The sequence below is a fragment of the Mesorhizobium sp. M1342 genome (genome assembly GCF_040317955.1).
In the GTDB taxonomy this organism is placed as follows: Bacteria; Pseudomonadota; Alphaproteobacteria; order Rhizobiales; family Rhizobiaceae; genus Mesorhizobium.
Map to the genome: position 1 here is coordinate 29,860 of NZ_JAMYLI010000040.1, position 26,246 is coordinate 56,105.

At 63.3% G+C, this 26,246-nt stretch carries 26 protein-coding genes; 10 read left to right on the top strand and 16 right to left on the bottom strand.

Annotated elements, in window-relative coordinates; translation table 11 throughout:
* Positions 1–47: 47 nt before the first annotated feature.
* The 10 genes from odhB to NKH06_RS29310 all read right to left on the bottom strand — a co-directional run bounded on the left by odhB (position 48) and on the right by NKH06_RS29310 (position 11,260).
* On the bottom strand, positions 48–1,328 hold the full coding sequence (gene odhB / locus NKH06_RS29265; protein WP_023811280.1) for a 2-oxoglutarate dehydrogenase complex dihydrolipoyllysine-residue succinyltransferase: 1,281 nt from the start codon (positions 1,326–1,328) through the stop codon (positions 48–50).
* 47 nt (positions 1,329–1,375) lie between these two features.
* Positions 1,376–4,363, bottom strand: coding sequence for a 2-oxoglutarate dehydrogenase E1 component (locus tag NKH06_RS29270; protein WP_352894848.1), 2,988 nt, complete (start codon positions 4,361–4,363; stop codon positions 1,376–1,378).
* Positions 4,364–4,512: 149 nt separating this feature from the next.
* Positions 4,513–5,415 carry a succinate--CoA ligase subunit alpha gene (gene sucD / locus NKH06_RS29275; protein WP_023811282.1) on the bottom strand — a complete coding sequence of 301 codons (903 nt, stop codon included), beginning with the start codon at positions 5,413–5,415 and terminating at the stop codon, positions 4,513–4,515.
* Positions 5,416–5,430: 15 nt separating this feature from the next.
* Positions 5,431–5,850: a PIN domain-containing protein gene (locus tag NKH06_RS29280; protein ID WP_127296323.1), complete on the bottom strand. Its 420-nt coding sequence runs from the start codon at positions 5,848–5,850 to the stop codon at positions 5,431–5,433.
* Complete coding sequence (locus tag NKH06_RS29285) at positions 5,840–6,070, bottom strand: hypothetical protein (protein WP_023811284.1); 231 nt, start codon at positions 6,068–6,070, stop codon at positions 5,840–5,842. The genes NKH06_RS29280 and NKH06_RS29285 overlap by 11 nt, the downstream gene beginning before the upstream one ends.
* 64 nt (positions 6,071–6,134) lie before the next feature.
* Positions 6,135–6,506, bottom strand: coding sequence for a cupin domain-containing protein (locus NKH06_RS29290; protein WP_352555109.1), 372 nt, complete (start codon positions 6,504–6,506; stop codon positions 6,135–6,137).
* A 4-nt stretch (positions 6,507–6,510) separates the two neighbouring features.
* A complete protein-coding gene (gene sucC, locus NKH06_RS29295) occupies positions 6,511–7,704 on the bottom strand; it encodes an ADP-forming succinate--CoA ligase subunit beta (protein ID WP_128304265.1) in 1,194 nt (397 codons plus the stop codon).
* Between the two features lie 43 nt (positions 7,705–7,747).
* The gene (mdh, locus tag NKH06_RS29300; protein ID WP_013528846.1) at positions 7,748–8,716 is read right to left on the bottom strand and encodes a malate dehydrogenase; all 969 of its coding nucleotides are present in this window, start codon (positions 8,714–8,716) and stop codon (positions 7,748–7,750) included.
* Positions 8,717–9,464: 748 nt separating this feature from the next.
* A complete protein-coding gene (gene zapE, locus NKH06_RS29305) occupies positions 9,465–10,667 on the bottom strand; it encodes a cell division protein ZapE (RefSeq protein WP_352442574.1) in 1,203 nt (400 codons plus the stop codon).
* Between the two features lie 53 nt (positions 10,668–10,720).
* Entirely contained in the window at positions 10,721–11,260 is a 540-nt protein-coding gene (locus tag NKH06_RS29310; RefSeq protein WP_023811288.1) for a protease inhibitor Inh/omp19 family protein, read from the bottom strand.
* Positions 11,261–11,521: 261 nt separating this feature from the next.
* Between NKH06_RS29310 and NKH06_RS29315 the strand changes: the two genes are divergently transcribed.
* From NKH06_RS29315 to NKH06_RS29350, 8 genes are all read left to right on the top strand, one after another.
* Positions 11,522–12,541 (top strand): MBL fold metallo-hydrolase, encoded by a 1,020-nt coding sequence (locus tag NKH06_RS29315; RefSeq protein WP_352894851.1) that lies wholly within the window; start codon positions 11,522–11,524, stop codon positions 12,539–12,541.
* A gap of 77 nt (positions 12,542–12,618) precedes the next feature.
* Entirely contained in the window at positions 12,619–12,780 is a 162-nt protein-coding gene (locus NKH06_RS29320) for a DUF1328 family protein (RefSeq protein ID WP_023811290.1), read from the top strand.
* A 96-nt stretch (positions 12,781–12,876) separates the two neighbouring features.
* Positions 12,877–13,761 carry a diaminopimelate epimerase gene (dapF, locus tag NKH06_RS29325; RefSeq protein WP_023811291.1) on the top strand — a complete coding sequence of 295 codons (885 nt, stop codon included), beginning with the start codon at positions 12,877–12,879 and terminating at the stop codon, positions 13,759–13,761.
* Positions 13,761–15,074, top strand: coding sequence for a tRNA (N(6)-L-threonylcarbamoyladenosine(37)-C(2))-methylthiotransferase MtaB (gene mtaB, locus NKH06_RS29330; RefSeq protein WP_031213274.1), 1,314 nt, complete (start codon positions 13,761–13,763; stop codon positions 15,072–15,074). Before dapF ends, mtaB begins: the two co-directional genes overlap by 1 nt.
* Positions 15,075–15,086: 12 nt before the next feature.
* Positions 15,087–16,898, top strand: coding sequence for a signal recognition particle-docking protein FtsY (gene ftsY, locus NKH06_RS29335; protein ID WP_023811293.1), 1,812 nt, complete (start codon positions 15,087–15,089; stop codon positions 16,896–16,898).
* Between the two features lie 61 nt (positions 16,899–16,959).
* The gene (locus NKH06_RS29340; protein WP_023811294.1) at positions 16,960–17,634 is read left to right on the top strand and encodes a septation protein A; all 675 of its coding nucleotides are present in this window, start codon (positions 16,960–16,962) and stop codon (positions 17,632–17,634) included.
* Positions 17,635–17,685: 51 nt separating this feature from the next.
* Complete coding sequence (locus NKH06_RS29345) at positions 17,686–18,306, top strand: pyridoxamine 5'-phosphate oxidase family protein (RefSeq protein ID WP_023811295.1); 621 nt, start codon at positions 17,686–17,688, stop codon at positions 18,304–18,306.
* 39 nt (positions 18,307–18,345) lie between these two features.
* Positions 18,346–18,876: an NADPH-dependent FMN reductase gene (locus NKH06_RS29350; RefSeq protein ID WP_352894853.1), complete on the top strand. Its 531-nt coding sequence runs from the start codon at positions 18,346–18,348 to the stop codon at positions 18,874–18,876.
* A 276-nt stretch (positions 18,877–19,152) separates the two neighbouring features.
* On the opposite strand, the gene NKH06_RS29355 is transcribed toward NKH06_RS29350, so the two are convergent.
* Both NKH06_RS29355 and NKH06_RS29360 read right to left on the bottom strand, forming a co-directional pair.
* Entirely contained in the window at positions 19,153–19,359 is a 207-nt protein-coding gene (locus NKH06_RS29355; RefSeq protein WP_352677505.1) for a tautomerase family protein, read from the bottom strand.
* Between the two features lie 73 nt (positions 19,360–19,432).
* Positions 19,433–20,353, bottom strand: coding sequence for an SMP-30/gluconolactonase/LRE family protein (locus NKH06_RS29360; protein ID WP_023811298.1), 921 nt, complete (start codon positions 20,351–20,353; stop codon positions 19,433–19,435).
* 364 nt (positions 20,354–20,717) lie between these two features.
* Here NKH06_RS29360 and NKH06_RS29365 point away from each other — a divergent pair, with 364 nt between their 5' ends.
* Positions 20,718–20,885 carry a hypothetical protein gene (locus NKH06_RS29365; RefSeq protein ID WP_013528833.1) on the top strand — a complete coding sequence of 56 codons (168 nt, stop codon included), beginning with the start codon at positions 20,718–20,720 and terminating at the stop codon, positions 20,883–20,885.
* A gap of 103 nt (positions 20,886–20,988) precedes the next feature.
* Here NKH06_RS29365 and NKH06_RS29370 read toward each other — a convergent pair whose 3' ends face one another.
* From NKH06_RS29370 to ccmA, 4 genes are all read right to left on the bottom strand, one after another.
* Positions 20,989–21,570 (bottom strand): DsbE family thiol:disulfide interchange protein, encoded by a 582-nt coding sequence (locus NKH06_RS29370; protein WP_023811300.1) that lies wholly within the window; start codon positions 21,568–21,570, stop codon positions 20,989–20,991.
* Positions 21,567–21,734, bottom strand: coding sequence for a heme exporter protein CcmD (ccmD, locus tag NKH06_RS29375; protein WP_013528831.1), 168 nt, complete (start codon positions 21,732–21,734; stop codon positions 21,567–21,569). Before ccmD ends, NKH06_RS29370 begins: the two co-directional genes overlap by 4 nt.
* Before the next feature lie 123 nt (positions 21,735–21,857).
* Positions 21,858–22,523 (bottom strand): heme exporter protein CcmB, encoded by a 666-nt coding sequence (ccmB, locus tag NKH06_RS29380; RefSeq protein ID WP_352735696.1) that lies wholly within the window; start codon positions 22,521–22,523, stop codon positions 21,858–21,860.
* A 25-nt stretch (positions 22,524–22,548) separates the two neighbouring features.
* Entirely contained in the window at positions 22,549–23,172 is a 624-nt protein-coding gene (ccmA, locus tag NKH06_RS29385) for a heme ABC exporter ATP-binding protein CcmA (RefSeq protein WP_352894855.1), read from the bottom strand.
* 280 nt (positions 23,173–23,452) lie between these two features.
* Between ccmA and acnA the strand changes: the two genes are divergently transcribed.
* A complete protein-coding gene (gene acnA, locus NKH06_RS29390) occupies positions 23,453–26,143 on the top strand; it encodes an aconitate hydratase AcnA (protein ID WP_127273510.1) in 2,691 nt (896 codons plus the stop codon).
* The last annotated feature ends 103 nt before the right edge of the window (positions 26,144–26,246 follow it).

The window sequence follows — 26,246 nt, forward strand, 5'->3', positions numbered from 1 at the left end:
ATCCCTTCCTCCGGCACGCATTCCAACAGCCGGATCAGCACCAGACCTCAGAGATCAAGCACCAGCCGTTCCGGATCCTCCAGGCTTTCCTTGACGCGGACCAGGAAGGTCACTGCTTCCTTACCGTCGACGATGCGGTGATCGTAGCTGAGCGCCAGATACATCATCGGCCGGATCACGATCTGGCCGCCGACCACGACAGGCCGCTCCTGGATCTTGTGCATGCCAAGAATGCCCGACTGCGGCGCGTTGAGGATAGGCGTCGACATCAGCGACCCGTAAACGCCACCGTTGGAAATCGTAAACGTGCCGCCTTGCATGTCGGCGACCGACAGCTTGCCGTCGCGGGCGGCGATGCCCAGCCGGCCGATGTCCTTCTCGATCTCGGCGATCGACATCTGGTCGGCATTGCGCACGACCGGGACGACGAGGCCCTTTTCGGTGCCGACGGCGACGCCGATATGGGCATAGTTCTTGAAGATGATGTCGGTGCCGTCGATCTCGGCATTGACCGAAGGGATTTCCTTCAGCGCGTGGGTGACGGCCTTGGTGAAGAAGCCCATGAAGCCGAGCTTCACGCCGTGCTTCTTCTCGAACACGTCTTTGTATTTGGTGCGCAGCGCCATCACCGCAGACATGTCGACCTCGTTGAAGGTGGTCAGCATGGCGGCGGTCGACTGCGCTTCCTTGAGGCGGCGCGCGATGGTCTGGCGCAGCTTGGTCATGCGCACGCGCTCCTCGCGCGAGGCGTCGTCGCCGGAGGATGGCGCGCGCACGGCAACCGGTGCAGGTGCCGCCTTGGGCGTCTCTGCCGGCTGTGACGGCGCGCCTTTGGAGATGGCGTCGAGCACGTCGCCTTTCAGCACCTGGCCACGCTTTCCCGAACCGGAGATCTGGTCGACCGAGAGATTGCTTTCGGCGATCAGCTTGGCCGCGGCCGGTGCCGGCGGCATGGTGCGCGGTTCGACCGGGCCGGCGTCGCCGGCAATCTTGGCGGTCTCGGCCGCGGCCTGCTTGCCGGTCGATGCGGCATCCGGCGACGAGGCCTGCGACACCGCCTGCGGCTTGGTTGCCGGAGCGGCGGCCGCGCCACCTGCCGAAATCGAACCGAGCAGCGCGCCGACACCGACCGTCTCACCTTCCTTGACGGTGATCTCACCCAGCGTGCCGGCGGCGGCGGCAGGCACCTCCACCGTCACCTTGTCGGTCTCGAGCTCGACCAGCGGTTCATCGGCGGCGATTGTATCGCCAACCTTCTTGAACCATTTGCCGACGGTCGCTTCAGTGACGGATTCGCCGAGAGTGGGAACGCGGATTTCGGTAGCCATTGTGCCTGTCCGTTTTCTTTCGGTTCTGTTGTTCGCCCAGATATTCTCTATTCACCAAGCGCGTCTTCGAGCAAGGCGGCGAGCTGGGCGAGATGCTTCGACATCAGTCCGGTCGCCGGCGAGGCGGCGGCCGGACGGCCGGTGTAGCGCACCCGCTGATGCTTGGCGTCGATATGCGCCAGCACCCATTCCAGATACGGGTCGATGAACGACCAGGCGCCCATGTTCTTGGGCTCCTCCTGGCACCACACCATCTCGGCATTTCGGAACCGCGACAGTTCGGTGATCAGCGCCTTGGCCGGGAACGGATAAAGCTGCTCGACGCGCAGCAGATAGATGTCGTTGATGCCGCGCTTCTCGCGCTCCTCATAGAGGTCGTAATAGACCTTGCCCGAGCACAGCACGACGCGGCGGATCTTCGAATCCTTGGTGAGCTTGATCGCCTGGCCGGAAAGCAGCTGCGCATCGTCCCACAAAAGCCGGTGGAACGAGCTTTCGCCCGAAATTTCCGGCAGCGTCGACACCGCCCGCTTATGGCGCAGCAGCGACTTTGGCGTCATCAGGATCAGCGGCTTGCGGAAATCCCGCTTCAGCTGCCGGCGCAGGATGTGGAAGTAGTTGGCCGGCGTCGTGCAGTTGGCGACTTGCATGTTGTCTTCGGCGCAAAGCTGCAAGAAGCGCTCGAGCCGGGCCGAGGAGTGTTCCGGACCCTGGCCTTCATAGCCATGCGGCAACAGGCAGACGAGGCCCGACATTCTGAGCCACTTGCGCTCTCCGCTGGAGATGAACTGGTCGAACACCACCTGGGCACCGTTGGCGAAGTCACCGAACTGCGCTTCCCACAAGGTCAGCGCCTTCGGCTCGGCCAGGCTGTAGCCATATTCGAAGCCCAGCACCGCCTCTTCCGACAGCATCGAGTTGATGACTTCGTACCCGGCTTGAGCCGCCGACAGATTGTTGAGCGGGATGTAGCGGGTCTCGTCGCGCTGGTCGTAGAGCACGGAATGGCGCTGCGAGAAGGTGCCGCGTTCGGAATCCTGCCCCGACAGGCGGATCGGATTGCCGTCGAGCAGGATGGCGCCGAAGGCCAGCGCCTCGGCCGTCGACCAGTCGATGCCTTCGCCCGACTCGATCGCCTGACGTCGGTTTTCGAGGAAGCGGATGATCGTCTTGTGCGCCTCGAAATTCTTCGGCACCTCGGTCAGCTTCTTGCCGATTTCCTTCAGCGTCTTCACCGGCACGGCGGTCTTGCCGCGCCGCTGTTCGTCCTGGTTGTCGGCGGTGCGCAGGCCCGACCAGGCGCCGTCCAGCCAATCGGCCTTGTTGGGCTTGTAGTGCTGGCCGACTTCCCATTCCGATTCCAGATGCGCCCGCCAGTCGGCCTTGAGCTGGTCGAGTTCAGCCTGGCTGATGTGACCCTCGGTGATCAGCCGGTCGCCATAGATCTGGACCGTCGTCCTGTGGGTGCGGATGTTGCGATACATGATCGGCTGGGTGAAGGCCGGCTCGTCGCCCTCATTGTGGCCGAAGCGGCGATAGCAGAACATATCGACCACAACAGGCTTGAAGAACTTCATGCGGAATTCGATCGCCACCTTGGTGGCGTGCACCACGGCTTCCGGGTCGTCGCCATTGACGTGGAAGATCGGCGCCTCGATCATCTTGGCCACGTCTGACGGATAGGGCGACGAGCGCGAGAAGCGCGGGTTGGTGGTGAAACCGATCTGGTTGTTGATGATGAAGTGCAGCGTGCCGGCGACGCGGTGGCCGCGCAGGCCGGACAGGCCGAGGATCTCGGCGATCACGCCCTGACCGGCGAAGGCGGCATCGCCATGCAGCAAGAGCGGCAGCACTTTGGCGCGCTCTTCCAGCGGCACGATCTCCTCGCGGCTGCGGCCGAACAGGTAATCCTGCTTGGCGCGCGCCTTGCCCATCACCACCGGATCGACGATTTCCAGATGCGAGGGATTGGCAGTCAGGGACAGATGCACCTTGTTGCCGTCGAACTCGCGGTCCGACGAGGCGCCGAGATGGTACTTGACGTCGCCCGAGCCCTCGACCTCGTCGGGTGCGGCCGAGCCGCCCTTGAACTCGTGGAAGATGGCGCGGTGCGGCTTGGCCATCACCTGGGAGAGCACGTTCAGCCGGCCGCGATGCGCCATGCCGAGCACGATCTCCTTCATGCCGAGCTGGCCGCCGCGCTTGACGATCTGCTCCAGCGCCGGGATCAGCGCTTCACTGCCATCGAGGCCGAAGCGCTTGGTGCCCTTGTACTTGACGTCGATGAACTGCTCGAAGCCTTCGGCCTCGACCAGCTTCTGCAGGATCGCCTTCTTGCCGGTGGCGGTGAAGGTGATCTCCTTGTCGGCGCCCTCGATGCGGGCCTGGATCCAGGCCTTTTCCTCGGGGTCCGAAATATGCATGAACTCGACGCCGAGCGTCGAGCAATAGGTTCGGGTCAGGATTTCCAGCATCTGCCGGATGGTGCCGAATTCAAGCCCGAGCACATTGTCGAGGAAGATCGGCCGGTCATAGTCGGCTTCGGTGAAGCCGTAGTTCTCCGGCGACAGCTCGTTGTAATCCTCGAGCGGCTTGGCGATGCCGAGCGGATCGAGATTGGCGTGCAGATGGCCGCGCATGCGGTAGGCGCGGATCATCATGATGGCGCGCACCGAATCGCGCGTCGCCTGGTGCACGTCGGCATCGGACAGGACGACGCCGTTGGTGACCGCCTTGTCCTTGACCTTCTTTTCGATCGTCTTCTCGACGATGCCCCAATTGCCGTCGAGCGCCGACACCAGTTCGCCATTGGCCTGCAGCGGCCAGGAGGGCTTGGCCCATGAGGCGCCGTTGGCGTTCCTGCGCACATCGCCGGAATCGTCCTTCAGCCCGGCGAAGAACTCCTGCCATTCGGGATTGACCGAGGCGGGATCGTCCTCATAGGCGGCGTAGAGCGCGTCGATGTAATCGGCGTTGCCGCCATAGAGGAATGAGGTGAGCGAAAATTGGTCGTTGGCCTGATCTTGTCTTGCCATTTTTGTCCGCGGAGCCTGGCTCCGTCTCCTGTTTTTGGAGGGGAGTAGGGCAGTAGGGGAGTAAGGCAGTAGGGAAAGCAGGCGGTTGCCGCCGCTCGTCCCGTTCTTCCTATTCCCCTACTGCCATACTGCCCTACTCCCTTACTGCCTTAACCCTTGATCGCCTCGACCAGCGTCGTGCCTAGCCGCGCCGGCGAGGGCGATACTTTTATCCCAGCCGATTCCATCGCCGCGATCTTGTCTTCCGCGCCGCCCTTGCCGCCGGAGATGACCGCGCCCGCATGGCCCATGGTGCGGCCGGCCGGCGCCGTGCGCCCGGCGATGAAACCGGCCATCGGCTTGCTTCGGCCACGCTTGGCTTCGTCCTTGAGGAACTGCGCGGCGTCTTCCTCAGCGGAACCGCCGATCTCGCCGATCATGATGATCGACTTGGTCTCGTCATCGGCGAGGAACATTTCGAGCACGTCGATGAATTCGGTGCCCTTGACGGGGTCGCCGCCAATGCCAACGGCGGTGGTCTGGCCGAGGCCGACATTGGTGGTCTGGAACACTGCCTCATAGGTAAGCGTTCCCGACCGCGAAACAACGCCGACCGAGCCCTTGCGGAAGATGTTTCCGGGCATGATGCCGATCTTGCATTCGTTGGGCGTCAGCACGCCCGGGCAGTTCGGCCCGATCAGCCGCGACGTCGAGCGGTCGAGCCGCGCCTTGACCTTGATCATGTCCATCACCGGGATACCTTCGGTGATGCAGATGATCAGCGGGATCTCGGCCTCAATCGCTTCCAGGATGGCCTCGGCGGCACCCGCCGGCGGCACATAGACGACGGAGGCGTTGGCGCCGGTCTTTTCCTTGCCCTCGGCGACGGTGGCGAAGATCGGCAGGCTCTCGCCCTTTGCGCCGGTCCACGTCTCGCCACCCTTCTTCGGGTGGATGCCGCCGACCATTTTCGTGCCGTGATAAGCCAGCGCCTGTTCGGTGTGGAACGTGCCGGTCTTGCCGGTCAGGCCCTGCACCAGCACCTTGGTGTTCTTGTCGACGAGAATGGACATTTTTTTGCGACCTGATCAGTGATTGCGGAAGGGGTTCATGGCGACCACGGAGCCATAAGACTGCCCGTGGTTGAGGTCTTCGGTGTAGAGTATCTTGACGCCAAGGCGCTCGGCGGCGGCGATGATGGCGCCATCCCAATATGAAATCTGGTAGCGTTGCGCGTTCGCGATGCCCCGCATTACAACGGCGCTATCCAGATCCTGGCAGGGCTTCATGGAGATCGCGGCGACCCATTCGGCCGCCTTCGCCGGCGCCAGTGTGACCTCAGCTCGCTTGGTCACGTTGACATAGAACTCCTGCAGCACCTGTGCGGAGGTCGAATAGTCTTCCTTGGCGATCAACTCCACGGCGCGCTCATACTTCGCGCGCTCGGCCTTGTGTCCGATGGCGGCATAGACGAGGATGTTCGTGTCGAGGAAGCAGTCAGCGATCATAGAGAGCTTCCCGGTTCCATTTCTTGCCACCCATGTCGCCTGCCGCCTCGCGGGCGAGCCGCAGAAGGGCCTGCCGTGCCTCGTCCTTGGCGTACCGCTTGGCGGCCACTGCCGAGAAAAACTCCCGCACCATGGCGTTGACGGTCGTTCGCTGTTCGGCGGCTGTCAGCTTGACCTGCTCCAAGACCTCGTCTTCGACTGCCAGAGTGATGTTCTTCATTTCTCTTTTCTCCTGCGCCTACTTCACACAGTATATGTGTAACTGTGTGGCAGTCGCAAGTTCGTTACAGCCGCTTCAGGTCGGCGACGGTGAGGTCGCTTTTGGCATTGCCGGTGTTGAGCGTCGTTGCCGGCTCGAACATCAGCACCACGGGTTCCGCGGTCAGCGAACGCGGCCGGTGCTCGACACCGCGCGGTACGACGATGAAATCGCCCTCGCCGAGCTCGACCGGACCGTCGCAGAAATCGATGGCGATACGCCCGCGCAGCACGAGGAAGGCTTCGTCCTCATTGTCATGCGCATGCCAGTCGAACATCTCGCCGAACTTGGCGACCTTCGCCTGGCTGTCGTTGACGTCGCCGGCGATATGCGGATCGAAAACCTTGCTGATGGTCCGATCGGCCGCCTCGACGAGGTTTATCTTGCGCGGAGGCATCCGCTCAGCCCTTCACCGCCGCCACGATCTTCTTGGCTGCGTCGTCGAGATCATCGGCCGACACCACGTTGAGGCCGCTGTCGTTGATGATCTTCTTGCCGAGCTCGGCATTGGTGCCTTCCAGGCGCACCACCAGCGGCACTTCCAGCCCGACTTCCTTGACCGCGGCAATGACGCCCTCGGCAATGATGTCGCACTTCATGATGCCGCCGAAGATGTTGATCAGGATACCCTTGACCGCCGGATCCCTGGTGATGATCTTGAACGCCGCCGTCACCTTCTCCTTGGACGCGCCACCGCCGACATCGAGGAAGTTGGCCGGCTCGGCGCCATAGAGCTTGATGATGTCCATCGTCGCCATGGCGAGGCCGGCGCCGTTGACCATGCAGCCGATATTGCCGTCGAGCGCGACATAGGCGAGGTCGTATTTCGACGCCTCGATTTCCTTTTCGTCCTCTTCGGTTGTGTCGCGCAGTTCGAGCACGTCGGGGTGGCGGAACAGCGCGTTGTTGTCGAACGACACTTTCGCGTCGAGCACGCGCAGCCGGCCGTTCTTCATGACGATCAGCGGGTTGACCTCGAGCAGGCTCATGTCCTTCTCGACGAAGGCCTTGTAGAGGATCGGGAACAGCGTATCGCCGTCCTTGGCCGCATCGCCGTCGAGCTTGAGCGCGCCGTTGAGCGCCTTCAGGTCGGCTGCCGTGACGCCTTTTTCCGGATCGATGGCGACGGTGATGATCTTTTCGGGCGTGTCATGGGCGACCGCTTCGATGTCCATGCCGCCCTCGGTCGAGACGACGAAGGCGATGCGGCCGACCGAACGGTCGACCAGGATCGACAGATAGAGCTCGCGCTCGATGTCGGCGCCGTCTTCGATGTAGAGGCGGTTGACCTGCTTGCCGGCCGGACCGGTCTGCTTGGTCACCAGCGTGTTGCCCAGCATCTCGTTGGCGTTGGCGATGACGTCGGCCACCGATTTCGCCAGCCGCACGCCGCCCTTGGCGTCCGGGCCGAGCTCGCTGAATTTGCCCTTGCCGCGTCCGCCGGCATGGATCTGGCTCTTCACCACATAGAGCGGGCCCGGCAGCGCCTTGGCGGCGGCTTCCGCTTCGCTCGCCTTGAACACCGGCACGCCTTCGGCCACCGGCGCGCCAAAGCTCTTCAGCAGCGCCTTGCCCTGATACTCATGGATGTTCATCTGGATGGTCTCCGGATCGACTGGGGGTTCACTTACTGGAGATTCATTTGGAGGCGAGTTGCGGCGCGATCTTGACGCAGGCCTCGGTCAGGCCCTGCACCGTCGCCACAGAGGAGTCGAACATCTTCTGCTCGCTCTTGTTGAGTTCGATCTCGATGATGCGCTCGACGCCGCCGGCGCCGATCACCACGGGAACGCCGACATAGGTGTTCTTGACGCCATACTGGCCGGAGAGATACGCCGCGCAGGGCAGCACGCGCTTCTTGTCCTTGAGATAGGCTTCGGCCATCGAGATCGCCGAAGCGGCCGGCGCGTAATAGGCCGAACCGGTCTTGAGCAGGCCGACGATCTCGGCGCCGCCGTCGCGGGTGCGCTGCACGATCTGGTCGAGCTTCTCCTTCGAGGTCCAGCCCATCTTGATGAGGTCGGGCAGCGGAATGCCCGATACCGTCGAATAGCGGATCATCGGCACCATGGAATCGCCGTGGCCGCCGAGCACGAAGGCGGTGACGTCCTCGACCGAGACCTTGAATTCCTCGGCCAGGAAATAGCGGAAGCGCGCGCTGTCGAGCACGCCGGCCATGCCGACGACATGGCTGTTGGGCAGGCCTGAGAATTTCTGCAGCGCCCAGACCATGGCGTCGAGCGGGTTTGTGATGCAGATGACGAAGGCCTTCGGCGCATACTTCTTCAGCCCGGCGCCGACCTGTTCCATGACCTTGAGATTGATGCCCAGAAGGTCGTCGCGGCTCATGCCGGGCTTGCGCGGCACGCCGGCGGTGACGATGCAGACGTCGGCCCCTTCGATGCCGGCATAGTCGTTGATGCCGGTGAGCCTGGAGTCGAAGCCATCGACAGGCGACGACTGCGCGATATCGAGCCCCTTGCCCTGCGGGATACCTTCGGCAATATCGAACAGCACCACGTCGCCGAGGTCCTTGAGGCCGATCATGTGAGCGAGCGTGCCGCCGATCATGCCAGAGCCGATAAGCGCTATCTTGTTGCGTGCCATGTGAGGATGTTTTCCCTTTGTCGGTGACGACGTCTCAAATCTCTGGTGATTTGATGGCGGCGTCGAAGAAGAGGCCGGAATGCTGCGGGGAACCGCGAATTTTCGCCGCACCCAATAGCCCCGGCACGGAAAGAATTCAAACGATTATTTTGGTGTCAGTATTTTCAATCGGTTAGATCATTTGGGATTTACGTAAACGTCAAAGTTTGTAAGCCGACTTGGGAAGAAATAGCCGACGAAGATGGAAATCGTAAGGCTGGATGCAGGCGATGACGCCCTTGTGATGGCGGTCGCCAAATCTCCCCCTTGAGGGCAGGCTATCGCATATGGAATTCCTGAGATGTCTGCCCGGCACGTACCCCCACGCCTAACCCCTCCCCACAAGGGAGAGGGAGACTTCCGTTGGCGCTGGCCCAGGAGCATCGCCTGTCTTTTCGGCGCCAAGAAGAATTAAAGGCACGCGGCAGCGTTCCCTCCCCCTTGTGGGGAGGGTTAGGGTGGGGGTTCTTCTTCGCAAGAATCCATGTGCGATAGCCCTGCCCGCAAGGGGGGAGATGTCACCGAAGGCGACAGAGGGGGTCGCCGCGCGTGAAGCGCTGGCGCCATCTGTGCCGCGCCCGGTCGAACCAACCCCCTCTGGCCTGCCGGCCATCTCCCCCCTCAAGGGGGGAGATCGATTGCCACGCGATTTCGCCAATCTTCAACGAAGCAGGAATGAGCGGGGCGCCTAAGCTGCCAATTGCTTTCTTTAGGCCTGCGCCTGCGACGCTTCCGACACCGCCGGCTTTCCTTTCTGCCGCTCCGCCCAATCCTCCAGCCAGTCGCGGCTTTGCATCTCGATCAGCCGCGATGCGGTGCGCTCGAACTCGAAGACTTCGACGCCGCGCTTGGCTGCATAAAGTGCTTGCGGCGGCGCTTCGGCGCTCGCCACCAGCCGCATACGATGGTCGTAGAGCGTGTCGATCAGCAGGATGAAGCGCTTGGCCTCGTTGCGCTTGCCTTCGCCGAGCACCGGGACGTGGTCGATGAAAATGGTTGAGAAGCGCCCGGCGATCGCCAGGAAATCACGCGCGCCAAGCGGCTTCTCGCAGAGATCGGCGAAGGAGAACCGCGCCGCATCGCCCGCCGCACGCGGCACGATCACCTGCCGCCCTTTGAGGGCAATCGATGTCTCGGCGGTCGGCGCGCCCCGCGTCATGGCTTGCCAGGCCTCGTCGAGTAGCTGGTCCGCCGCCGCGTCGGCCGGCGTCACATAGACCGGTGTCCGGGCGAGCTTGTCCAGCCGGTAGTCCTTGTCGGCATCGAGCGCCAGCACCTGTGTGTGCCGCTCCAATATGCCGATGAAGGGCAGGAAAAGCTGGCGGTTCAGCCCGTCGCTGTAGAGGTTTTCCGGCGCCACATTCGAGGTGGCGACCAGCACCACGCCGCTGGCAAACAGCGCCGAAAACAACCTGGACAGGATCATCGCGTCGGCAATGTCGGTGACCGAGAACTCGTCGAAGCACAGCACCCAGGCTTGCTCGGCAAGGGCCTTGGCCACCGGCGGGATCGGATCGTCTTCCCTGACGTCGCCATTCTTGCGCGCCTGCCGGTGCTTCTGGATACGGTCCTGCACGTCGGCCATGAAGTCGTTGAAGTGGACGCGGCGCTTGCGCCGCACCGGCAGCAAGTCGAAGAACATGTCCATCAGCATGGTCTTGCCGCGGCCGACGCCGCCATGGATGTAGAGGCCTTTGACGGCCTCATGCGTCTCGCGCTTGCGGGCGAACAGCCAGCCCAGCGCGCTCGACTTATGCGCCAGCCGCTTGGCCGAGATCTCATCGGTCAGCCGGTCGAGCGCCGCAACGATCCGTTCCTGCGCCGGATCGCGGTCGATCGTACCGGTTTCCACCAGATGGTCGTAGCGCTGCCTAACGGTCGCATGGGTCTGGAGGCCGTCACGCAGATGCATCGGTCACGTCGTTCTGGAGCGATTCCGGGAACCGGAATTGCGTAAAACAAAAACTATCTCGTAAGCGAAATCGGCTGGCCGTTGGAAGTCTGGCCGTCGAATTTCGAGCCGCCCGAGGAATAGAGCCGCGCCAGCGCACCGCCGCTCTCGTCATAGAGCGTCAGCTGCTTGCCGGCGACGTTCCACGACTTGATGCCGTCCATCGGCGCCGGGCAATGCAGCGGACCGGCGCGGAAGCCGGCGCCGAATTTGGTCTGCGGTGTCGCCACCTTGCAGCTCTGGCCCGCAACGCTGGCGTTCCAGACACCGGCGACGCTGGCGGCGGTCACGTCCGAAGCGCCGGCCGGCGCCGAACCATCCGAAGGCAGCGCGGCGACCTGCGTGTTCGCCGGAGCGGTCGGGAATTGCGAAGGGTCGGTGGTGCCGGGCGATGCCGGCGGCGGCAGTTGGTTCGCCGTCACCTTGCCGGCGGGCGCGGCCTCCAGCGGTGCCGGCTGCTGGTCATCCATCGAGGAAAAACGTGAGGTCGAACAGCCGCTCGCAACGAGCGCCGCCAGCGATACGGCCACCAGACCGGTTTTCGAAAAAGTCATTCCAACCTCCGTCGGATCCGGCTGGGGGGAAGCCGTCCGCACAATCTCACCCCCACCAAGATGGAGAAGGTGGCGAAATTTCAACCCGATATGGTTAAAATACAGTTTGCAGCCAGAAGTGTTGCAATTTTATCGCAATGGGGACGGCTGACCGCTTGTCGCCCGTCGCTTGGGAATTCCGGTCAACACTTCGTCGGTGGACGCTTGCGCGAACCGCCTTAGCGCCTATGTCTGGAAACGAAACCCTGCTGGAGCCGCAAATTGGCCGCGAGAAAGACTGCCGCCAATCGCTATTACAGCGGCCCGCCCAGCGACCATTTCGACGGCGCATTGTTCTTCAATCCCGACGGCCAGCCACCCGGCCGTTTCGCCGACCTGCTGAAATGGCAGTTGAATGGCCAGCGCTCGAAATGGCCGGCGAGCGATGCAAGTCCCTTTCCGCAGGCGAAACCGACGGCTCGGGTCGAGGGCGCTGCGCTGGAAGTGACCATGGTTGGTCATTCCACCTTGCTGGTCCAGACGGCCGGTCTGAACATTCTTACCGATCCGGTGTGGTCGCTGCGCGCGTCGCCGCTTTCCTTCGCCGGACCAAAACGCATCAATGCGCCAGGCATCGCCTTTGCCGACCTGCCGTCGATCGACCTCGTTCTGGTCAGCCACAACCACTATGACCATCTCGACCTCGCCACGTTGAAGCGGCTGAAGGCCGGCCACGACCCGCTGGTGCTCACTCCGCTCGGCAACGACGCCATCATCGAAGCCGCCGTGCCCGGCATGCGACTGTCGGCGCATGACTGGGGCGACAGGGTCGAGATCGGCAATGGCGCCGCCGTCCATGTCGAGCCGGTGCATCACTGGTCGGCGCGTGGCGCCCGCGACCGGCGCATGGCGCTGTGGGCCGGCTTCGTCGTCGAAATGCCTGACAGCAAGCTCTATTTCGCCGGCGACACCGGCTTCCACGATGGCATCAACTACCGGCTGATGGCTGAGAAACATGGCGGTTTCCGCTTCGCCATCCTGCCGATCGGCGCCTATGAGCCGCGCTGGTTCATGGCGCCGCAGCACCAGAACCCCTGGGAGGCGGTGCAAGGCATGGCGCTGTGCAATGCCGCCCATGCCGCCGGCTGCCACTGGGGCACTTTCCAGCTCACCGACGAGCCGATCGACGAGCCGGCGCGCAAATTGACCGAGGCGCTTGACGATCAAGGCATCCCCCGCGAGCGCTTTCGCGCCTTGCGGCCGGGTGAGGTATGGGATGTGCCGGAGCACATAGCGCCCTGATCGGTTTCGACGGAACCCCAGCGCGGCAACCGCGTTTTCATGTGGTTGAAAAATCTGCCGGTTTGCGAGGCATTGCCATGCTCAAATGGATCGTCGTTCTCCTGATCGTCGCCGCGGCGGCGAGTCTGCTCGGCATGCCGGCGCTGGCAGGTGCCGCCGCCACCGGTGCGCGCATCCTTATCGGCATCGTTCTGATCATTTTCCTGCTGATGGTGCTGGGCATTTTCGCCGTCACGTAAGTCCGGCGCTTTCGCCGTGACCAAGCGGCTGCGCACTGGTAATTCCTGCCCGTTTCCGCCATATAGCGCCAAACGGATACGGAATTTTTCGGAGCAATGGCCAGCACCGCCCCTTTCGCCAAGATGAACGGCATCGGCAACGAGATCATCGTTGCCGATATGCGTGGCCGTGCCGATCGGGTGACGGCGGCGGCGGCGATTGCGCTGAATGCCGATGCCGCGACCAGCTTCGACCAGATCATGGCGATCCATGACGCCAGGACGCCGGGCACCGCCTTTTTCATCGACATCTTGAATTCCGATGGAACCAGCGCCCAGGCCTGCGGCAATGGCATGCGCTGCGTCGTCCAGGCGCTCGCCGCCGAGACCGGCCAGAAGATCTTCACCTTCGAAACCGTGGCAGGCATCCTCAATGCGCGCGAACATGCCGACGGTTCGATCTCGGTCGACATGGGCACGCCGCGCTTCGGCTGGCAGGATATCCCGCTGGCCGAGGAGTTCCGCGACACCCGGATGATCGAGCTGCAGATCGGCCCGATCGACGCGCCGGTGCTGCATTCACCCTCGGTCGTCTCGATGGGCAATCCGCACGCCATCTTCTGGGTCGACAATGACGTCTGGTCCTATGAGCTCGACCGCTTCGGCCCGCTGCTCGAGAACCACCCGATGTTCCCCGAGCGCGCCAACATCACCATCGCTCAGGTTACTTCGCCCGAAACGATGATCATCCGCACCTGGGAGCGCGGCGCCGGACTGACCAAGGCCTGCGGCTCGGCCGCCTGCGCCGCCGTCGTGGCCGCTGCCCGCACCAACCGGACCGGCCGCAGCGTCAGTCTGTTGACCCCCGGCGGCGGCATGCTGCATGTCGAATGGCGCGACGATGACCACGTGGTCCTGACGGGCGCCGCCGAATGGGAATTTTCCGGCAGCTTCGACCCGTCGAACGGGACATGGGCCCGCGACACCGAAAGCGCGGCCTGATGTCCGCTCTGCCCAAGAGCCCGATGTCCCAGGGCATCGATGTCGTCACCTTCGGCTGTCGGCTCAACACCTATGAATCGCAGGTGATGCGGCGCGAGGCTGAAAGTGCCGGTCTGGGCGCGCTGGAAGGTGGCGCCATGATCTTCAACACCTGCGCCGTGACAGGCGAAGCAGTGCGCCAGGCCAAGCAGGCGATCCGCAAGGCGCGCCGCGACAACCCGCAGGCGCGCATCATCGTCACCGGCTGCGCCGCGCAGACCGAGCCTGAAAAATTCGCCGCCATGGACGAGGTCGATCTCGTGCTCGGCAATGAAGAGAAGCTGAAGGCCAACTCCTATCGCGCACTGCCGGATTTCGGCGTCAACGACACCGAAAAGGCACGCGTCAACGATATCTTTTCGGTGCGTGAGACCGCAGGCCACATGGTCGACGCCATCGAGGGCCGGGCACGCGCCTTCGTCCAGGTGCAGAATGGCTGCGACCACCGCTGCACCTTCTGCATCATTCCCTACGGCCGCGGCAATTCGCGCTCGGTGCCGATGGGCGCCGTGGTCGAGCAGGTCAAGCGGCTCGCCGGCAACGGCTATGCCGAGATCGTTCTGACCGGCGTCGACATGACATCATTCGGCGCCGATCTGCCGGGCGCGCCGAAGCTCGGCAGGCTGGTGAAAACAATCCTGAAACAGGTGCCGGACGTGAAGCGCCTGCGGCTGTCCTCCATCGATTCGATCGAGGCCGACGACGATCTGCTCAACGCCATCGCCACCGAGCCGCGGCTGATGCCGCATCTGCATCTGTCGCTGCAGTCGGGCGACGACATGATCCTGAAGCGGATGAAGCGCCGGCATCTGCGCGACCAGTCGATCCGCTTCTGCGAGGATGTGCGCAAGCTGCGCCCCGGTATCGTCTTCGGCGCCGACATCATCGCCGGCTTCCCGACCGAGACCGACGAAATGTTCGAGAACTCGGAAAAAATCGTCGAGGAGTGTGGCCTGACCCATCTCCACGTCTTCCCGTTCAGCCCACGCGAAGGCACGCCTGCCGCGCGCATGCCCCAGCTCCGCCGCGAATTGGTCAAGCAGCGCGCCGCCCGGCTGCGCGCCGCCGGTGAAGTTGCGTATATCAGGCATCTGTCGTCGCTCACCGGTACGCGTCAGTCGATCCTGATCGAGCGCGACGGCCTTGGCCGCACCGAGGGTTTTACGCTTGCCGCACTCGGCACGGGCGCACCGGGTGAGATCGTCGAGGCCGATATATCAGGCCACGATGGTAGCAGGCTGATCGCGGCGCCCCTCGCCGCCCGCGCGGCCTGAGAAACGCAAAGCATGGCTGGTTTTTTCAAGAAGATATTTTCGTTCGGCAAGAAAGAGGTGGTCGAGGAGCGGGTCGACGAGACCGCCCCGCTGCCGCCGATCAAATGGGAAGCGCTCGAGGCGCTGAAGCCGGCGGCCGAGCAGGTCGTTCCGGAGTTCTTGAAGCGTGACGAGCTGGAGCGCGAGGCGGAAACTGCGCCGACGCCGACGACGGTCGAGCCGGAAGTGATCCCCGCGCCGGAATCGGCGCCTGTCGAGAAGCCGGTGCCCGAGCCGGCACCGGCCATTCCGCCAGCACCGGAGCCGACTATTCCCTCCGAGCCGGAACCCCTGCCGGAGCCCGAGCCGGAAGAAGAACCCGCGCCCGAGACGCCTGCCGAGCCGCCGGCGCCCGAGGAGATACCAACACCTCCCGCCGTTCCGGAGCCTGCTCCCGAACCGCAGCCGCAGGAGGTCCCGCCACCCGCGCCGGCCGAGCCGGAGATCGTCCCGTCACGCCCGGAACAGCAGCCGGAACCGGAACCGGTCGAAGTGCCGACGCCTGCCGAGGTTCCGGCCGAGACACCAGCCCCGATCGAGGTGCCGACACCGGGGCCGGCCCCTGCTCAGCCATTATCAGAGGTCAGCGCCGCCCCTCATCCGCCTGCTGGCACCTTCTCTCCGTCTGAAGACGGGGAGAAGGAAGAAGTTTCAGCACCGACGCCCGAAGCCCCGCCTGCCGAAATCGCACCTCCCATTCGCCAGCCGGCGCCGATCGAATCGCAGCCGGTCATTGCGGAAATTGCGCCCGAGCCGCAGTCTCTTCCACAACCCGCGCCGGAGCCAAAAGCCGCACCCGGCAAGGTGACCGTCACCAAGAAGGTCGAGCAGAAGGCCGAGCCACAGAAGGCGCCGGAGCCGGCACCGAGGCGCTCATGGTTCCAGCGCATGAAGGACGGGCTTGCCCGCTCCTCCAAGGAGCTCACCGGCAACATTGCCGGCGTCTTCACCAAGCGCAAGCTGGACGAAGAGACTTTGCAGGACCTTGAGGATGTGCTGATCCGTGCCGATCTCGGCATGGAGACGGCCTTGCGCGTTACCGACGCGCTGGCCGCCAGCCGCTACGGCAAGGACGTCTCCGACACCGAGGTCCGCGCCATCATGGCGGCCGAGGTGGAAAAAGTGCTGGCCCATGTCGCCATGCCGCTGGAGCTCGACCTTTCACACAAGCCGCATGTCATCCTGGTGGTCGGTGTCAACGGCACCGGCAAGACCACAACTATCGGCAAGCTGGCCGCCAAGCTCACCGATGGTGGCCTGTCGGTGATGCTCGCCGCCGGCGACACCTTTCGCGCCGCCGCGATCGAGCAACTGAAGATCTGGGGCGAGCGGACGAAATCGCCTGTGATCGCCTCAAAGATCGGCGCCGATGCCGCGGGACTGGCCTATGACGCCTTCGAGAAGGCCAAGGAGGCCGGTTCCGACGTGCTGATCATCGACACCGCCGGCCGCCTGCAGAACAAGACTGAACTGATGGCGGAGCTCGAAAAGATCGTCCGCGTGCTTGGCAAACTCGACCCGGAAGCACCGCACACCGTGCTGCAGACGGTCGACGCCACCACCGGCCAGAACGCGCTCAACCAAGTCGAGATCTTCCGCAATATCGCCGGCGTCAACGGCCTGGTGATGACCAAGCTGGACGGCACGGCGCGCGGCGGTATTCTGGTGGCGATCGCGGCAAAGCACAAATTGCCGGTCTATTTCATCGGCGTCGGCGAACAGGTCGACGACCTCGAACCTTTCTCGGCAAGCGAATTCGCCAGGGCGATCGCTGGAGTAGCTTAACAAGCATGTCCCAAAAAGTTGCAGACTTTTTGGATCAGATCATGCGCAAGAAAGAGATTCCATGAACCCACCCATTCTCGAACGCGATCCGTCGGACCCGCAGAAGCAGAAGAAGGAAGGCGTCAATCCGCTGCTCAAGCTAGTGCTGGAGCTGGGTCCGTTGATGGTGTTCTTCTTCGCCAATGCGCGCGGCGGATGGCTGGTGCAGAAATTCCCTGTTCTGGCCGAGTTCGGCGGGCCGATTTTCGTCGCCACCGGGCTGTTCATGGCCGCCACGGCAATCGCCCTGATCGCCTCGTGGCTGCTCACCCGCACCTTGCCGATCATGCCGATGGTGTCGGGCGTCGTCGTCTTCATCTTCGGCGCGCTGACGCTCTATCTGCAGGACGACATCTTCATCAAGATGAAGCCGACCATCGTCAACACGCTGTTCGGCGGCGTGCTGCTCGGCGGGCTCTACTTCGGCAAGTCGCTGCTTGGCTATGTCTTCGATTCGGCCTTCAGCCTCGACGCCGAAGGCTGGCGGAAACTGACCTTCCGCTGGGGCCTGTTCTTCCTGTTCCTGGCCATCGTCAATGAGGTGGTGTGGCGCAATTTTTCCACCGACGCCTGGGTTACTTTCAAGGTCTGGGGCATCATGCCGATCACGCTTCTGTTCACCTTCAGCCAGATGCCGCTGATCCTGCGTCATTCACTCGAGGACAAGGCCGGCAAAGAAGAGAGAACCGGAAAGTAGAAAAAGCGGTTCTGCGTTCGTGAAACAATGAACCGTTCTGGGGAGAGGGACATGGAATTCATCACCACGCGCGACCAGTTGAGGACGATCTACAAGACGCCACGGCCGACCGACGGTTCTATCCGCAAGGAGCTGAAAAAACTTGACGGCCATTGCCGCTCCTTCATCGGCAAGAGCCCGTTCGTGCTGATCGGCTCGTCCGACGGTGCCGGCAATGCCGACGTGACGCCGAAGGGCGACAAGCCGGGCTTTGCCACCGTTCTCGACGACACCACCATCGCCATTCCCGATCGGCCCGGCAACAACCGGCTCGACACGTTGGAAAACATTCTCCTCAATCCCTCTGTCGGGCTGCTCTTCCTCATTCCCGGCATGAACGAGACGCTGCGCGTCAACGGCGATGCCCGCATCACCGTCGACGCAAATTTGCGCGAACGGCTCGCCGTCGACGGTAGGGAGCCGCAAAGCGTCGTCGTGGTCAGCGTCAAGGCCGCCTACATGCACTGCGCAAAAGCCTTCATGCGCTCGGACCTGTGGAAGCCGGAAACCTGGTACGACCGCGCGACGCTGCCGACGCTCGGCCAGATCATGCGCGATCAATTGGCGGTTGCCGATTCCGCCGAGGCGACCGACCGCTGGCTCGACGAGGAATACAAGAAGACGATGTGGTAGGTTTCCGGACGCGATTCGCGTCTGGACCGATTCCATACCTTGCTGAACATCCTTGCCATTTCCGGCAGCCTGCGCGCGGCTTCCACCAATTCGGCGCTGATCGCCGCACTGGCCCGCGAAGCGCCGTCCGGCTGCCGCGTCACCGTCCATGACGGGCTTGGCCGTCTGCCCATCTTCAATCCCGATGATGAGGGCGAGCGGACGCCGCTCGAAGCCTCCAAGCTGATCGATGCCGTCAGCCGAGCCGACGGCCTGATCGTTTCCTGTCCGGAATATGCCCATGGCGTGCCGGGCGGGCTGAAGAACGCCCTCGATTGGCTGGTCTCGCGCGATGCCGCAGTCGCCAAGCCCGCCATGCTGGCACACGCCTCGCCGCGCTCGCTGTTCGCTCGCGCCGCACTGGCCGAGATCATGCGCACTATGTCATTCGCGTTGTGCGAGGATATGCTGGAGATTGCCCTGCTCGGCAAGAAGCCGCCGGAGGTCGAGAGCATCCTGGCGGAGCCGGCGAACCGGCAAGCGATGCGCGATGCGCTGAATGCTTTCGCGGACTTTATCCGCGCCCGTTAAGTGCCGACCCACCACGCATTCGTCATCCTAGGGCGAAGCAAGGAGCGAAGCGACGCGGCGCAGACCCTAGGATCCATGCCGCGACCTTTGCCGAGAATGCATCGGTCCAAGAAGGGCAGCCTAACGTTGGATACTACACGGACCGCCAAAGACAGTATTGCACCGTTGTGCCCTGCTCGAAAGTCGCGGCATGGATCCTAGGGTCTCCGCGACGTCGCTTCGCGACTGCTTCGCCCTAGGATGACGAAGGAAAGGGGCTTCGCCATGCCTTCGAAATCAACCCTTTCGCAGCGTCTCCACATCAGTCTTCCCAACGTACCAATCACGCGCATTGACCTCCTCGAAAACCACCCAGACATCGTTATTGCTCAGCCCGGTGGCGTCCATGATGGCCGCCGTGACCTTTTTGGCGATGTCCGCCTTCTTGCCCGCCGGATCGGCTGATATCACTTCCTTGACGATGCGGATGTTGACGAATGGCATTTTTTCCTCCCGGGATGTTCGTGCTCGCGACCCGCTTCGATGAAACCGTCGAACGGCCGCCAGTGCTCCAGTCTCAGTATGTCTTGGCGCCGTTGACCATGAGCCGCACCATGTAGAGCGACGTGGTGCCGGCGATGTAGAGGCAATTCAGCTTGTTGCCGCCGAACACGCAGTTGGCGGTGACTTCCGGTACCTTGACCTTGCCGATCAGCGTGCCGTCCGGATCGTAGCAATGGATGCCGTCGGCGGCACTGGTCCAGATGCGGCCGTCCTCGTCGAGCCTGAAGCCGTCGAACAGGCCGGCCGTGCAGTCGGCGAAGACTTTCTCGCCCGAAACCTTCTTGCCGCCCTTGCCGACATTGAACACCCGCATATGCGCCGGATTCTGCGCGCCATGCGTGCGGCCGGTGTCGACGACATAAAGCTGGCTCTCGTCTAGCGAGAAGGCCAGGCCGTTGGGCCGGACCATGTCGGTGATGACGGCTTCGACCTCGCCGGTGCCGGGATCGACCCGGTAGACATGGCAGGCGCCGATTTCGCTCTCGGCCCTGTCGCCCTCATAATCCGTATCGATGCCGTAGCTCGGATCGGTGAACCAGATAGAACCGTCGGATTTCACCACCGCGTCGTTGGGCGAATTCAGCCGCTTGCCCTTCCATTTGGCCGCGATCGTGGTGACCGAGCCGTCGAACTCGGTGCGGCTGACGCGGCGGCCCGAATGCTCGCAGGTGATCAGCCGGCCCTGCCGGTCGACGCTGTTGCCGTTCGAATTGCCGGACGGCTGCCGGAAGACGCTGACATTGCCGTCGGTCTCGTCATAGCGCAGCATGCGGTTGTTGGGGATGTCGGACCAGACGACATAGCGGCCGGCGGCGAACCAGGCCGGCCCCTCCGCCCACTGGCATCCGGTGAACAGCTTCTCGACCTGCGCGTTGCCGTTGAACAGGCGCGCGAAGCGCGGATCGAGAATTTCATAATAGTCCGCAGCCGCCATGCTTTTCCTCCCGGCATCAATGACACCGGATCAAGACAGCCGGAGGGACAGAAGGCAATGTGGGTACGCACAGTGTGATGCAAAAGATCGCTTGCCGGCTCTGCGCATGACGTTAATGCATGTCGCCCAAAAGTGGCCCCGGTTTTGGGAGAACGACATGCATAAAAACAAAGACCTGAAGCGCGTCGCCTGAATCCGTTCAAACGCGACGCGCTTTAGCGCCGCATTAATCGGCTATGCGTTCAGCGCAATGGTGCATTGCAACATCTTCTTTTTGCAATGCACCATTACTATGTCATGCTTCGTATCGATCAAGGGAGGAAGAAACCGCCGCCGAAACGCGGCGCCAAAAAGGAACCTTGCTATGATCCTCGACAGTCTCATGACCCGCGCTCGCAACAGCATTGCCAAGCGCAAGCACTACAACCGCCTTGTCGCCGAAATCGACAGCTTTTCCAGCCGCGATCTGGCCGACATGCGCGCCGACCGCTCGGAAATGCTCTACCAGATCCACAAGCAGATCTACGGCTGAGTATTCGATCGCCTCATCACGTTCGCCATCCTTGGGCGTAGCGACGCGTGGCGTTGCGAAGACCCAAGGATGATGCAGCTACGCGTATAGGTGCGTCGCGACGTCAGTTCGACGCCGCCAGCGCCTTGTCGATCTGTGGCAGCAAGAGATCCCTCGCCGTCTCGGGCGTCAGCGGGCCGACATGCTTGTAGGCGATCTTGCCGTCCTTGCCGATGACGAAGGTTTCCGGCACGCCATAGACGCCCCAGTCGATCGCCGCGCGGCCCGCTTCGTCGACCCCTATCGCCTGGAACGGATTGCCGAGATCGCCGAGGAACCGGCGTGCGTTTTCCGGCCGGTCCTTGTAGTTCAGCGCCGCCATGCTGAAACGCTTGTCCTGCGACAGCGCCAGAAGCACCGGGTGCTCTTCGCGGCATGGCGCGCACCACGACGCGAAGACGTTGACCAATGTGACCTTGCCGGCGAAGGTTTTCGAATCGAGCCCCGGCAGGTTTGAGCCCTCCAGCGCCGGCAGGCTGGTTTGCGGCGCAGGCAGGCCGATCAGGGCCGACGGCACTTCCGAAACATCGCGCCCCGACAGCAGCTGCGACAGGAACAGTCCGGCCAGGCCGAGGAAGATCAGCAGCGGCAACAGCACGAACAGGCGACGAGTGCGCGGGGGCGGCGTTTCTGTTTCGATGCTCATGGCTTTGCGACCTTGTCGGAGCGACGCCTCACGCCGGACGCCTCCAGTTCGGCAAGCTCACGCTTGCGCGCCCGCTGGTCGAGCAGGATCCAGCCGATCAATCCGGCCAGCACCACGGCAGTGATGCCATAGGCGGCGGTCACGTAGAGTGCATGCGCGCTCATGCGGCAGGCCCCGCTGAAGTGCGGCCTTCCAAGCCGATCATGTCGCCCAGTCTAGACATGCTTTTCCTTAGCCTCGCTCCGTCGGCTTCGCAATCGGTCGCCGCGCCGCAGTCATACGCCGCGTCAATCCGTGCCATGGCGCAGCGCCAGCGCCGCCGAGACCGGACCCAGCACGCCAAGAAACAGGGTCAGCGCGGCAAGAATGAGGAAGGGCTGCAGAAACGGATCGGGATTCGCGGTCGCCCCATAGCTTGCCGAAACGCCGAAGATCAGCACCGGAATGGTCAGTGGCAGCACCAGAACCGAGATCAGCAGCCCGCCACGCGGCAGCGCCACCGCCACCGCCGCACCGGCGGCGCCGATGAAGGTGATGGCAGGCGTGCCGACCAGCAGCGTCAGCGCCGTGGCGCCGATGCCGAGCGGCTCCATGTTCATGAACAGCCCGAGCAGGGGCGCGGCGACCACCAGCGGCAGCACGCTGCCCGCCCAATGCGCCAGGCATTTCACCAGCACCGTCAAGGCCAGCATGTGGCGATCATTGCCGAGCACCAGGAGATCGAGCGAGCCGTCCTCGCGATCGGCCTGGAACAGCCGGTCGAGCCCGAGCAGGCAGGACAGCAGCGCGCCGATCCACAGGATGGCCGGTCCGATGCGGGCCAGCAGCTTCAGGTCCGGCCCGACTCCGAACGGGATGGTGGCGATGACGGCGAGGAAGAAGATGACCCCGGTCAGCGCCCCGCCGCCCGCACGGATGTTGAGGCGGATGTCGCGGGCGAAGAGGGCTAGCATGGTATGAGATGCTCGCGCGCCATCATCAACCCGTTTCCCCCATCCTCAACTCAATCCCCTCGATCCCCAGCGGCAGATGCGTCGCCGCGACAATCATCCCGCCATCCGTGCAATGCTTGGCCATCAACCCCGCAAACCGCGCCTCCGACGCCTTGTCCAGCCCTGCTGTCGGCTCATCCAGCAACCACAATGGCCGGTGGCTGACCAGCAGTTTCGCGATCGCCGCCCGGCGCCGTTGCCCGGTCGATAGATAGCCGAATGGCAGGTGGCCGATGCCACCGAGCCCGACCGTTTCCAGCGCCTCTTCGACGCCGAGCTGCCCGTCGCCGTTGAAGTCGCGCCAGAAGCGCAAATTCTCCGCCACGCTGAGCGCCGGCTTCATTGCGTTCTGGTGGCCAAGGTAGTGACAGGCCGAGGCAACAGACGGAAACGCTTCGCCCCCGTCTTCAATCTTCATGGCACCCTCGATCTTCACGCTGCCTTGCGCCACCGGCAGCAGCGCGGCGATGACCCGCAGCAAGGTCGACTTGCCCGATCCGTTCGGCCCGGTAACGATGAGCGCCTGACCCTCCTCCAGGGCAAAGCCGATGCCGGAAAACACCGCGTCGCCGCCTCGCTCGCCGCACAGATTTTCGGCGATCAGCCGCATTCCTCGCCTGCCCTGAAACCATGTGTCGCGGCCGCTGCCGCATCGCACAAAATTGCTTTCCAACTGTCTAGAACTATTCCAGAAAATTCTCTATATGCGGTGCATCCGTGCCAGCGGTCGGCACGGGAACAGAATTAGCGCCGAACCAGCGCACGCGCCGCCTTGAACGGCTCGGGTTGCTTGGGAACGGACAGCGGAAATGGCCGTACCCGCACCTTTGCGCGTGATTGCATGCCATCGGCGTCCGTTCCCTTTCAGGCTGAACAGACAAGGATCGCACGTGTCAAAATCCCTCGACAGTTTCAATTGCCGCCGCACGCTGACCGCAGGCGGCGCGGAGTATGCCTATTTCGACCTCATCGAGGCCGAGAAGAACGGCCTCACCGGCATCTCGCAGCTGCCCTATTCGATGAAGGTGCTGCTGGAAAACCTGCTGCGCAACGAAGACGGCCGCTCCGTCACCAAGGAATCGATCCAGGCGGTGGCCGGCTGGCTGACCGACAAGGGCACCGCCGGTGTCGAGATCGCCTATCGCCCGGCCCGCGTGCTGATGCAGGATTTCACCGGCGTTCCGGCCGTGGTCGACCTTGCCGCGATGCGCGACGCCATGGCTTCGCTCGGCGGCGATCCGCAGAAGATCAACCCGCTGGTGCCGGTCGACCTCGTCATCGACCATTCCGTCATCGTCGACGAATTCGGCACGCCGATGGCCTTCGCCCGCAATGTCGAGCTGGAATATGAGCGCAATGAGGAGCGCTACAAATTCCTCAAATGGGGCCAACAGGCGTTCCGCAACTTCCGCGTCGTGCCGCCCGGCACCGGTATCTGCCATCAGGTCAACCTCGAATATCTCGGCCAGGTGGTGTGGACCAACACCGAGGACGGCGAAACGACAGCCTATCCCGACACCTGCGTCGGCACCGATTCGCACACCACCATGATCAACGGCCTTGGCGTGCTCGGCTGGGGCGTCGGCGGCATCGAGGCCGAGGCGGCCATGCTCGGCCAGCCTGTCTCCATGCTTTTGCCTGAGGTGATCGGCTTCCGCCTCACCGGCAAGCTCAAAGAAGGCGTCACCGCCACCGACCTCGTGCTCACCGTCACCCAGATGCTGCGTAAGAAGGGCGTCGTCGGCAAGTTCGTCGAGTTCTTCGGGCCGGGCCTCTCCAACATGACGCTGGCCGACCGCGCCACCATCGGTAACATGGCGCCCGAATATGGCGCCACCTGCGGCTTCTTCCCGGTCGACTCGGAAACCATCCGCTACCTCACAATGTCCGGCCGCAGCGAGGACCGCATCGCGCTGGTCGAGGCCTATGCCAAGGCTCAAGGAATGTGGCGTGAGACCGGCTCGACCGATCCGGTGTTCACTGATCTGCTCGAGCTGGAACTTGGCTCCGTCGTGCCGTCGATGGCCGGACCCAAGCGGCCCGAGGGCCGCGTCGCCCTGGAAGGCATTCCGGAAGGTTTCGCCAAGGCGATGGAGACCGAATACAAGAAGGCCGCCGAAATCTCCAAACGCTACGCAGTCGAAGGCACCGACCATGATCTCGGTCATGGCGACGTCGTCATCGCCGCCATCACTTCGTGCACCAACACCTCGAACCCGAGTGTGCTGATCGGCGCCGGCCTCCTGGCCCGCAACGCCAACCGCCTCGGTTTGAAGCAGAAGCCATGGGTGAAGACCTCGCTGGCGCCGGGCAGCCAGGTGGTCGCCGAGTATCTGGAGAAATCCGGCCTGCAGAAGGAACTCGATCAGATCGGCTTCAACCTGGTCGGCTTCGGCTGCACCACCTGCATCGGCAATTCCGGCCCGCTGCCGGCGCCGATCTCGAAGACCATCAACGACAAGGGCCTGATCGCTGCCGCGGTCTTGTCCGGCAACCGCAACTTCGAAGGCCGCGTCTCGCCCGACGTGCAGGCGAACTATCTGGCCTCGCCGCCGCTGGTCGTCGCGCACGCGCTGGCCGGCACCGTCACAAAGGACCTGACCACCGAGCCGCTCGGCGAGGACAAGAACGGCGAGCCGGTCTACCTCAAGGATATCTGGCCGAGCTCGGCCGAGATCCAGGAGTTCATCGAGAAGAACGTCACCCGCGAGCTGTTCGCCCGCAAATATGCCGACGTCTTCAAGGGCGACGAGTACTGGCAGAACGTCAAGGCGCCGGAAGGCCAGACCTATGCCTGGGACGACAACTCGACCTATGTGCAGAACCCGCCCTATTTCGCTGGCATGACATCAGGTTTTGGCAAGATCGGCGACATCAAGGGCGCCCGCGTGCTCGGCCTGTTCGGCGACAAGATCACCACCGACCACATTTCGCCGGCCGGATCGATCAAGGCGGCCTCGCCGGCCGGCAAATACCTCACCGACCACGGCGTCGGCGTCGCCGACTTCAACCAGTACGGCACGCGGCGCGGCAATCACGAGGTGATGATGCGCGGCACCTTCGCCAACATCCGCATCCGCAACCACATGCTGGGCGAGAACGGGCGCGAGGGCGGCTACACCATCCACTACCCGTCGAAGGAAGAGGAATCGATCTACGACGCGGCGATGGAGTACAAAAGGGAAGGCGTGCCGCTGGTTGTCTTCGCCGGCGTCGAATACGGCAACGGCTCGTCGCGCGACTGGGCTGCCAAGGGTACCAATCTCCTTGGTGTCCGCGCGGTCATCGCCCAGTCCTTCGAGCGCATCCATCGCTCGAACCTGGTCGGCATGGGCGTTATCCCCTTCGTCTTCGAGGAAGGCACCTCATGGGCATCGCTCAACCTCAAGGGAGACGAGCTGGTCGAGATCGACGGCTTGAGCACCATCAAGCCGCGCCAGACGATGATCGCCAAGGTCACCTATGGCGACGGCACGGTGAAGAATGTGCCGATCATCTGCCGCATCGATACGCTGGATGAGCTCGATTACTTCAAGAACGGCGGCATCCTGCAATACGTGCTGCGCGATCTGGCGGCTTAAGTACGGGAGTAAGGGAGTAGGGAAGGTGAAGACCTATTCCCCTATTCCCCTATTCCCCTATTCCCCTATTCCCCTATTCCCCTATTCCCCTATTCCCCTATTC

Excerpts from the sequence above, each read along its gene's own strand:
- odhB (WP_023811280.1), bottom strand. The coding sequence starts at position 1,328 with ATGGCTACCGAAATCCGCGTTCCCACTCTCGGCGAATCCGTCACTGAA.
- NKH06_RS29270 (WP_352894848.1), bottom strand. The coding sequence starts at position 4,363 with ATGGCAAGACAAGATCAGGCCAACGACCAATTTTCGCTCACCTCATTC.
- sucD (WP_023811282.1), bottom strand. The coding sequence starts at position 5,415 with ATGTCCATTCTCGTCGACAAGAACACCAAGGTGCTGGTGCAGGGCCTG.
- NKH06_RS29280 (WP_127296323.1), bottom strand. The coding sequence starts at position 5,850 with ATGATCGCTGACTGCTTCCTCGACACGAACATCCTCGTCTATGCCGCC.
- NKH06_RS29285 (WP_023811284.1), bottom strand. The coding sequence starts at position 6,070 with ATGAAGAACATCACTCTGGCAGTCGAAGACGAGGTCTTGGAGCAGGTC.
- NKH06_RS29290 (WP_352555109.1), bottom strand. The coding sequence starts at position 6,506 with ATGCCTCCGCGCAAGATAAACCTCGTCGAGGCGGCCGATCGGACCATC.
- sucC (WP_128304265.1), bottom strand. The coding sequence starts at position 7,704 with ATGAACATCCATGAGTATCAGGGCAAGGCGCTGCTGAAGAGCTTTGGC.
- mdh (WP_013528846.1), bottom strand. The coding sequence starts at position 8,716 with ATGGCACGCAACAAGATAGCGCTTATCGGCTCTGGCATGATCGGCGGC.
- zapE (WP_352442574.1), bottom strand. The coding sequence starts at position 10,667 with ATGCATCTGCGTGACGGCCTCCAGACCCATGCGACCGTTAGGCAGCGC.
- NKH06_RS29310 (WP_023811288.1), bottom strand. The coding sequence starts at position 11,260 with ATGACTTTTTCGAAAACCGGTCTGGTGGCCGTATCGCTGGCGGCGCTC.
- NKH06_RS29320 (WP_023811290.1), top strand. The coding sequence starts at position 12,619 with ATGCTCAAATGGATCGTCGTTCTCCTGATCGTCGCCGCGGCGGCGAGT.
- dapF (WP_023811291.1), top strand. The coding sequence starts at position 12,877 with ATGGCCAGCACCGCCCCTTTCGCCAAGATGAACGGCATCGGCAACGAG.
- mtaB (WP_031213274.1), top strand. The coding sequence starts at position 13,761 with ATGTCCGCTCTGCCCAAGAGCCCGATGTCCCAGGGCATCGATGTCGTC.
- ftsY (WP_023811293.1), top strand. The coding sequence starts at position 15,087 with ATGGCTGGTTTTTTCAAGAAGATATTTTCGTTCGGCAAGAAAGAGGTG.
- NKH06_RS29340 (WP_023811294.1), top strand. The coding sequence starts at position 16,960 with ATGAACCCACCCATTCTCGAACGCGATCCGTCGGACCCGCAGAAGCAG.
- NKH06_RS29345 (WP_023811295.1), top strand. The coding sequence starts at position 17,686 with ATGGAATTCATCACCACGCGCGACCAGTTGAGGACGATCTACAAGACG.
- NKH06_RS29355 (WP_352677505.1), bottom strand. The coding sequence starts at position 19,359 with ATGCCATTCGTCAACATCCGCATCGTCAAGGAAGTGATATCAGCCGAT.
- NKH06_RS29360 (WP_023811298.1), bottom strand. The coding sequence starts at position 20,353 with ATGGCGGCTGCGGACTATTATGAAATTCTCGATCCGCGCTTCGCGCGC.
- NKH06_RS29365 (WP_013528833.1), top strand. The coding sequence starts at position 20,718 with ATGATCCTCGACAGTCTCATGACCCGCGCTCGCAACAGCATTGCCAAG.
- NKH06_RS29370 (WP_023811300.1), bottom strand. The coding sequence starts at position 21,570 with ATGAGCATCGAAACAGAAACGCCGCCCCCGCGCACTCGTCGCCTGTTC.
- ccmD (WP_013528831.1), bottom strand. The coding sequence starts at position 21,734 with ATGAGCGCGCATGCACTCTACGTGACCGCCGCCTATGGCATCACTGCC.
- ccmB (WP_352735696.1), bottom strand. The coding sequence starts at position 22,523 with ATGCTAGCCCTCTTCGCCCGCGACATCCGCCTCAACATCCGTGCGGGC.
- ccmA (WP_352894855.1), bottom strand. The coding sequence starts at position 23,172 with ATGCGGCTGATCGCCGAAAATCTGTGCGGCGAGCGAGGCGGCGACGCG.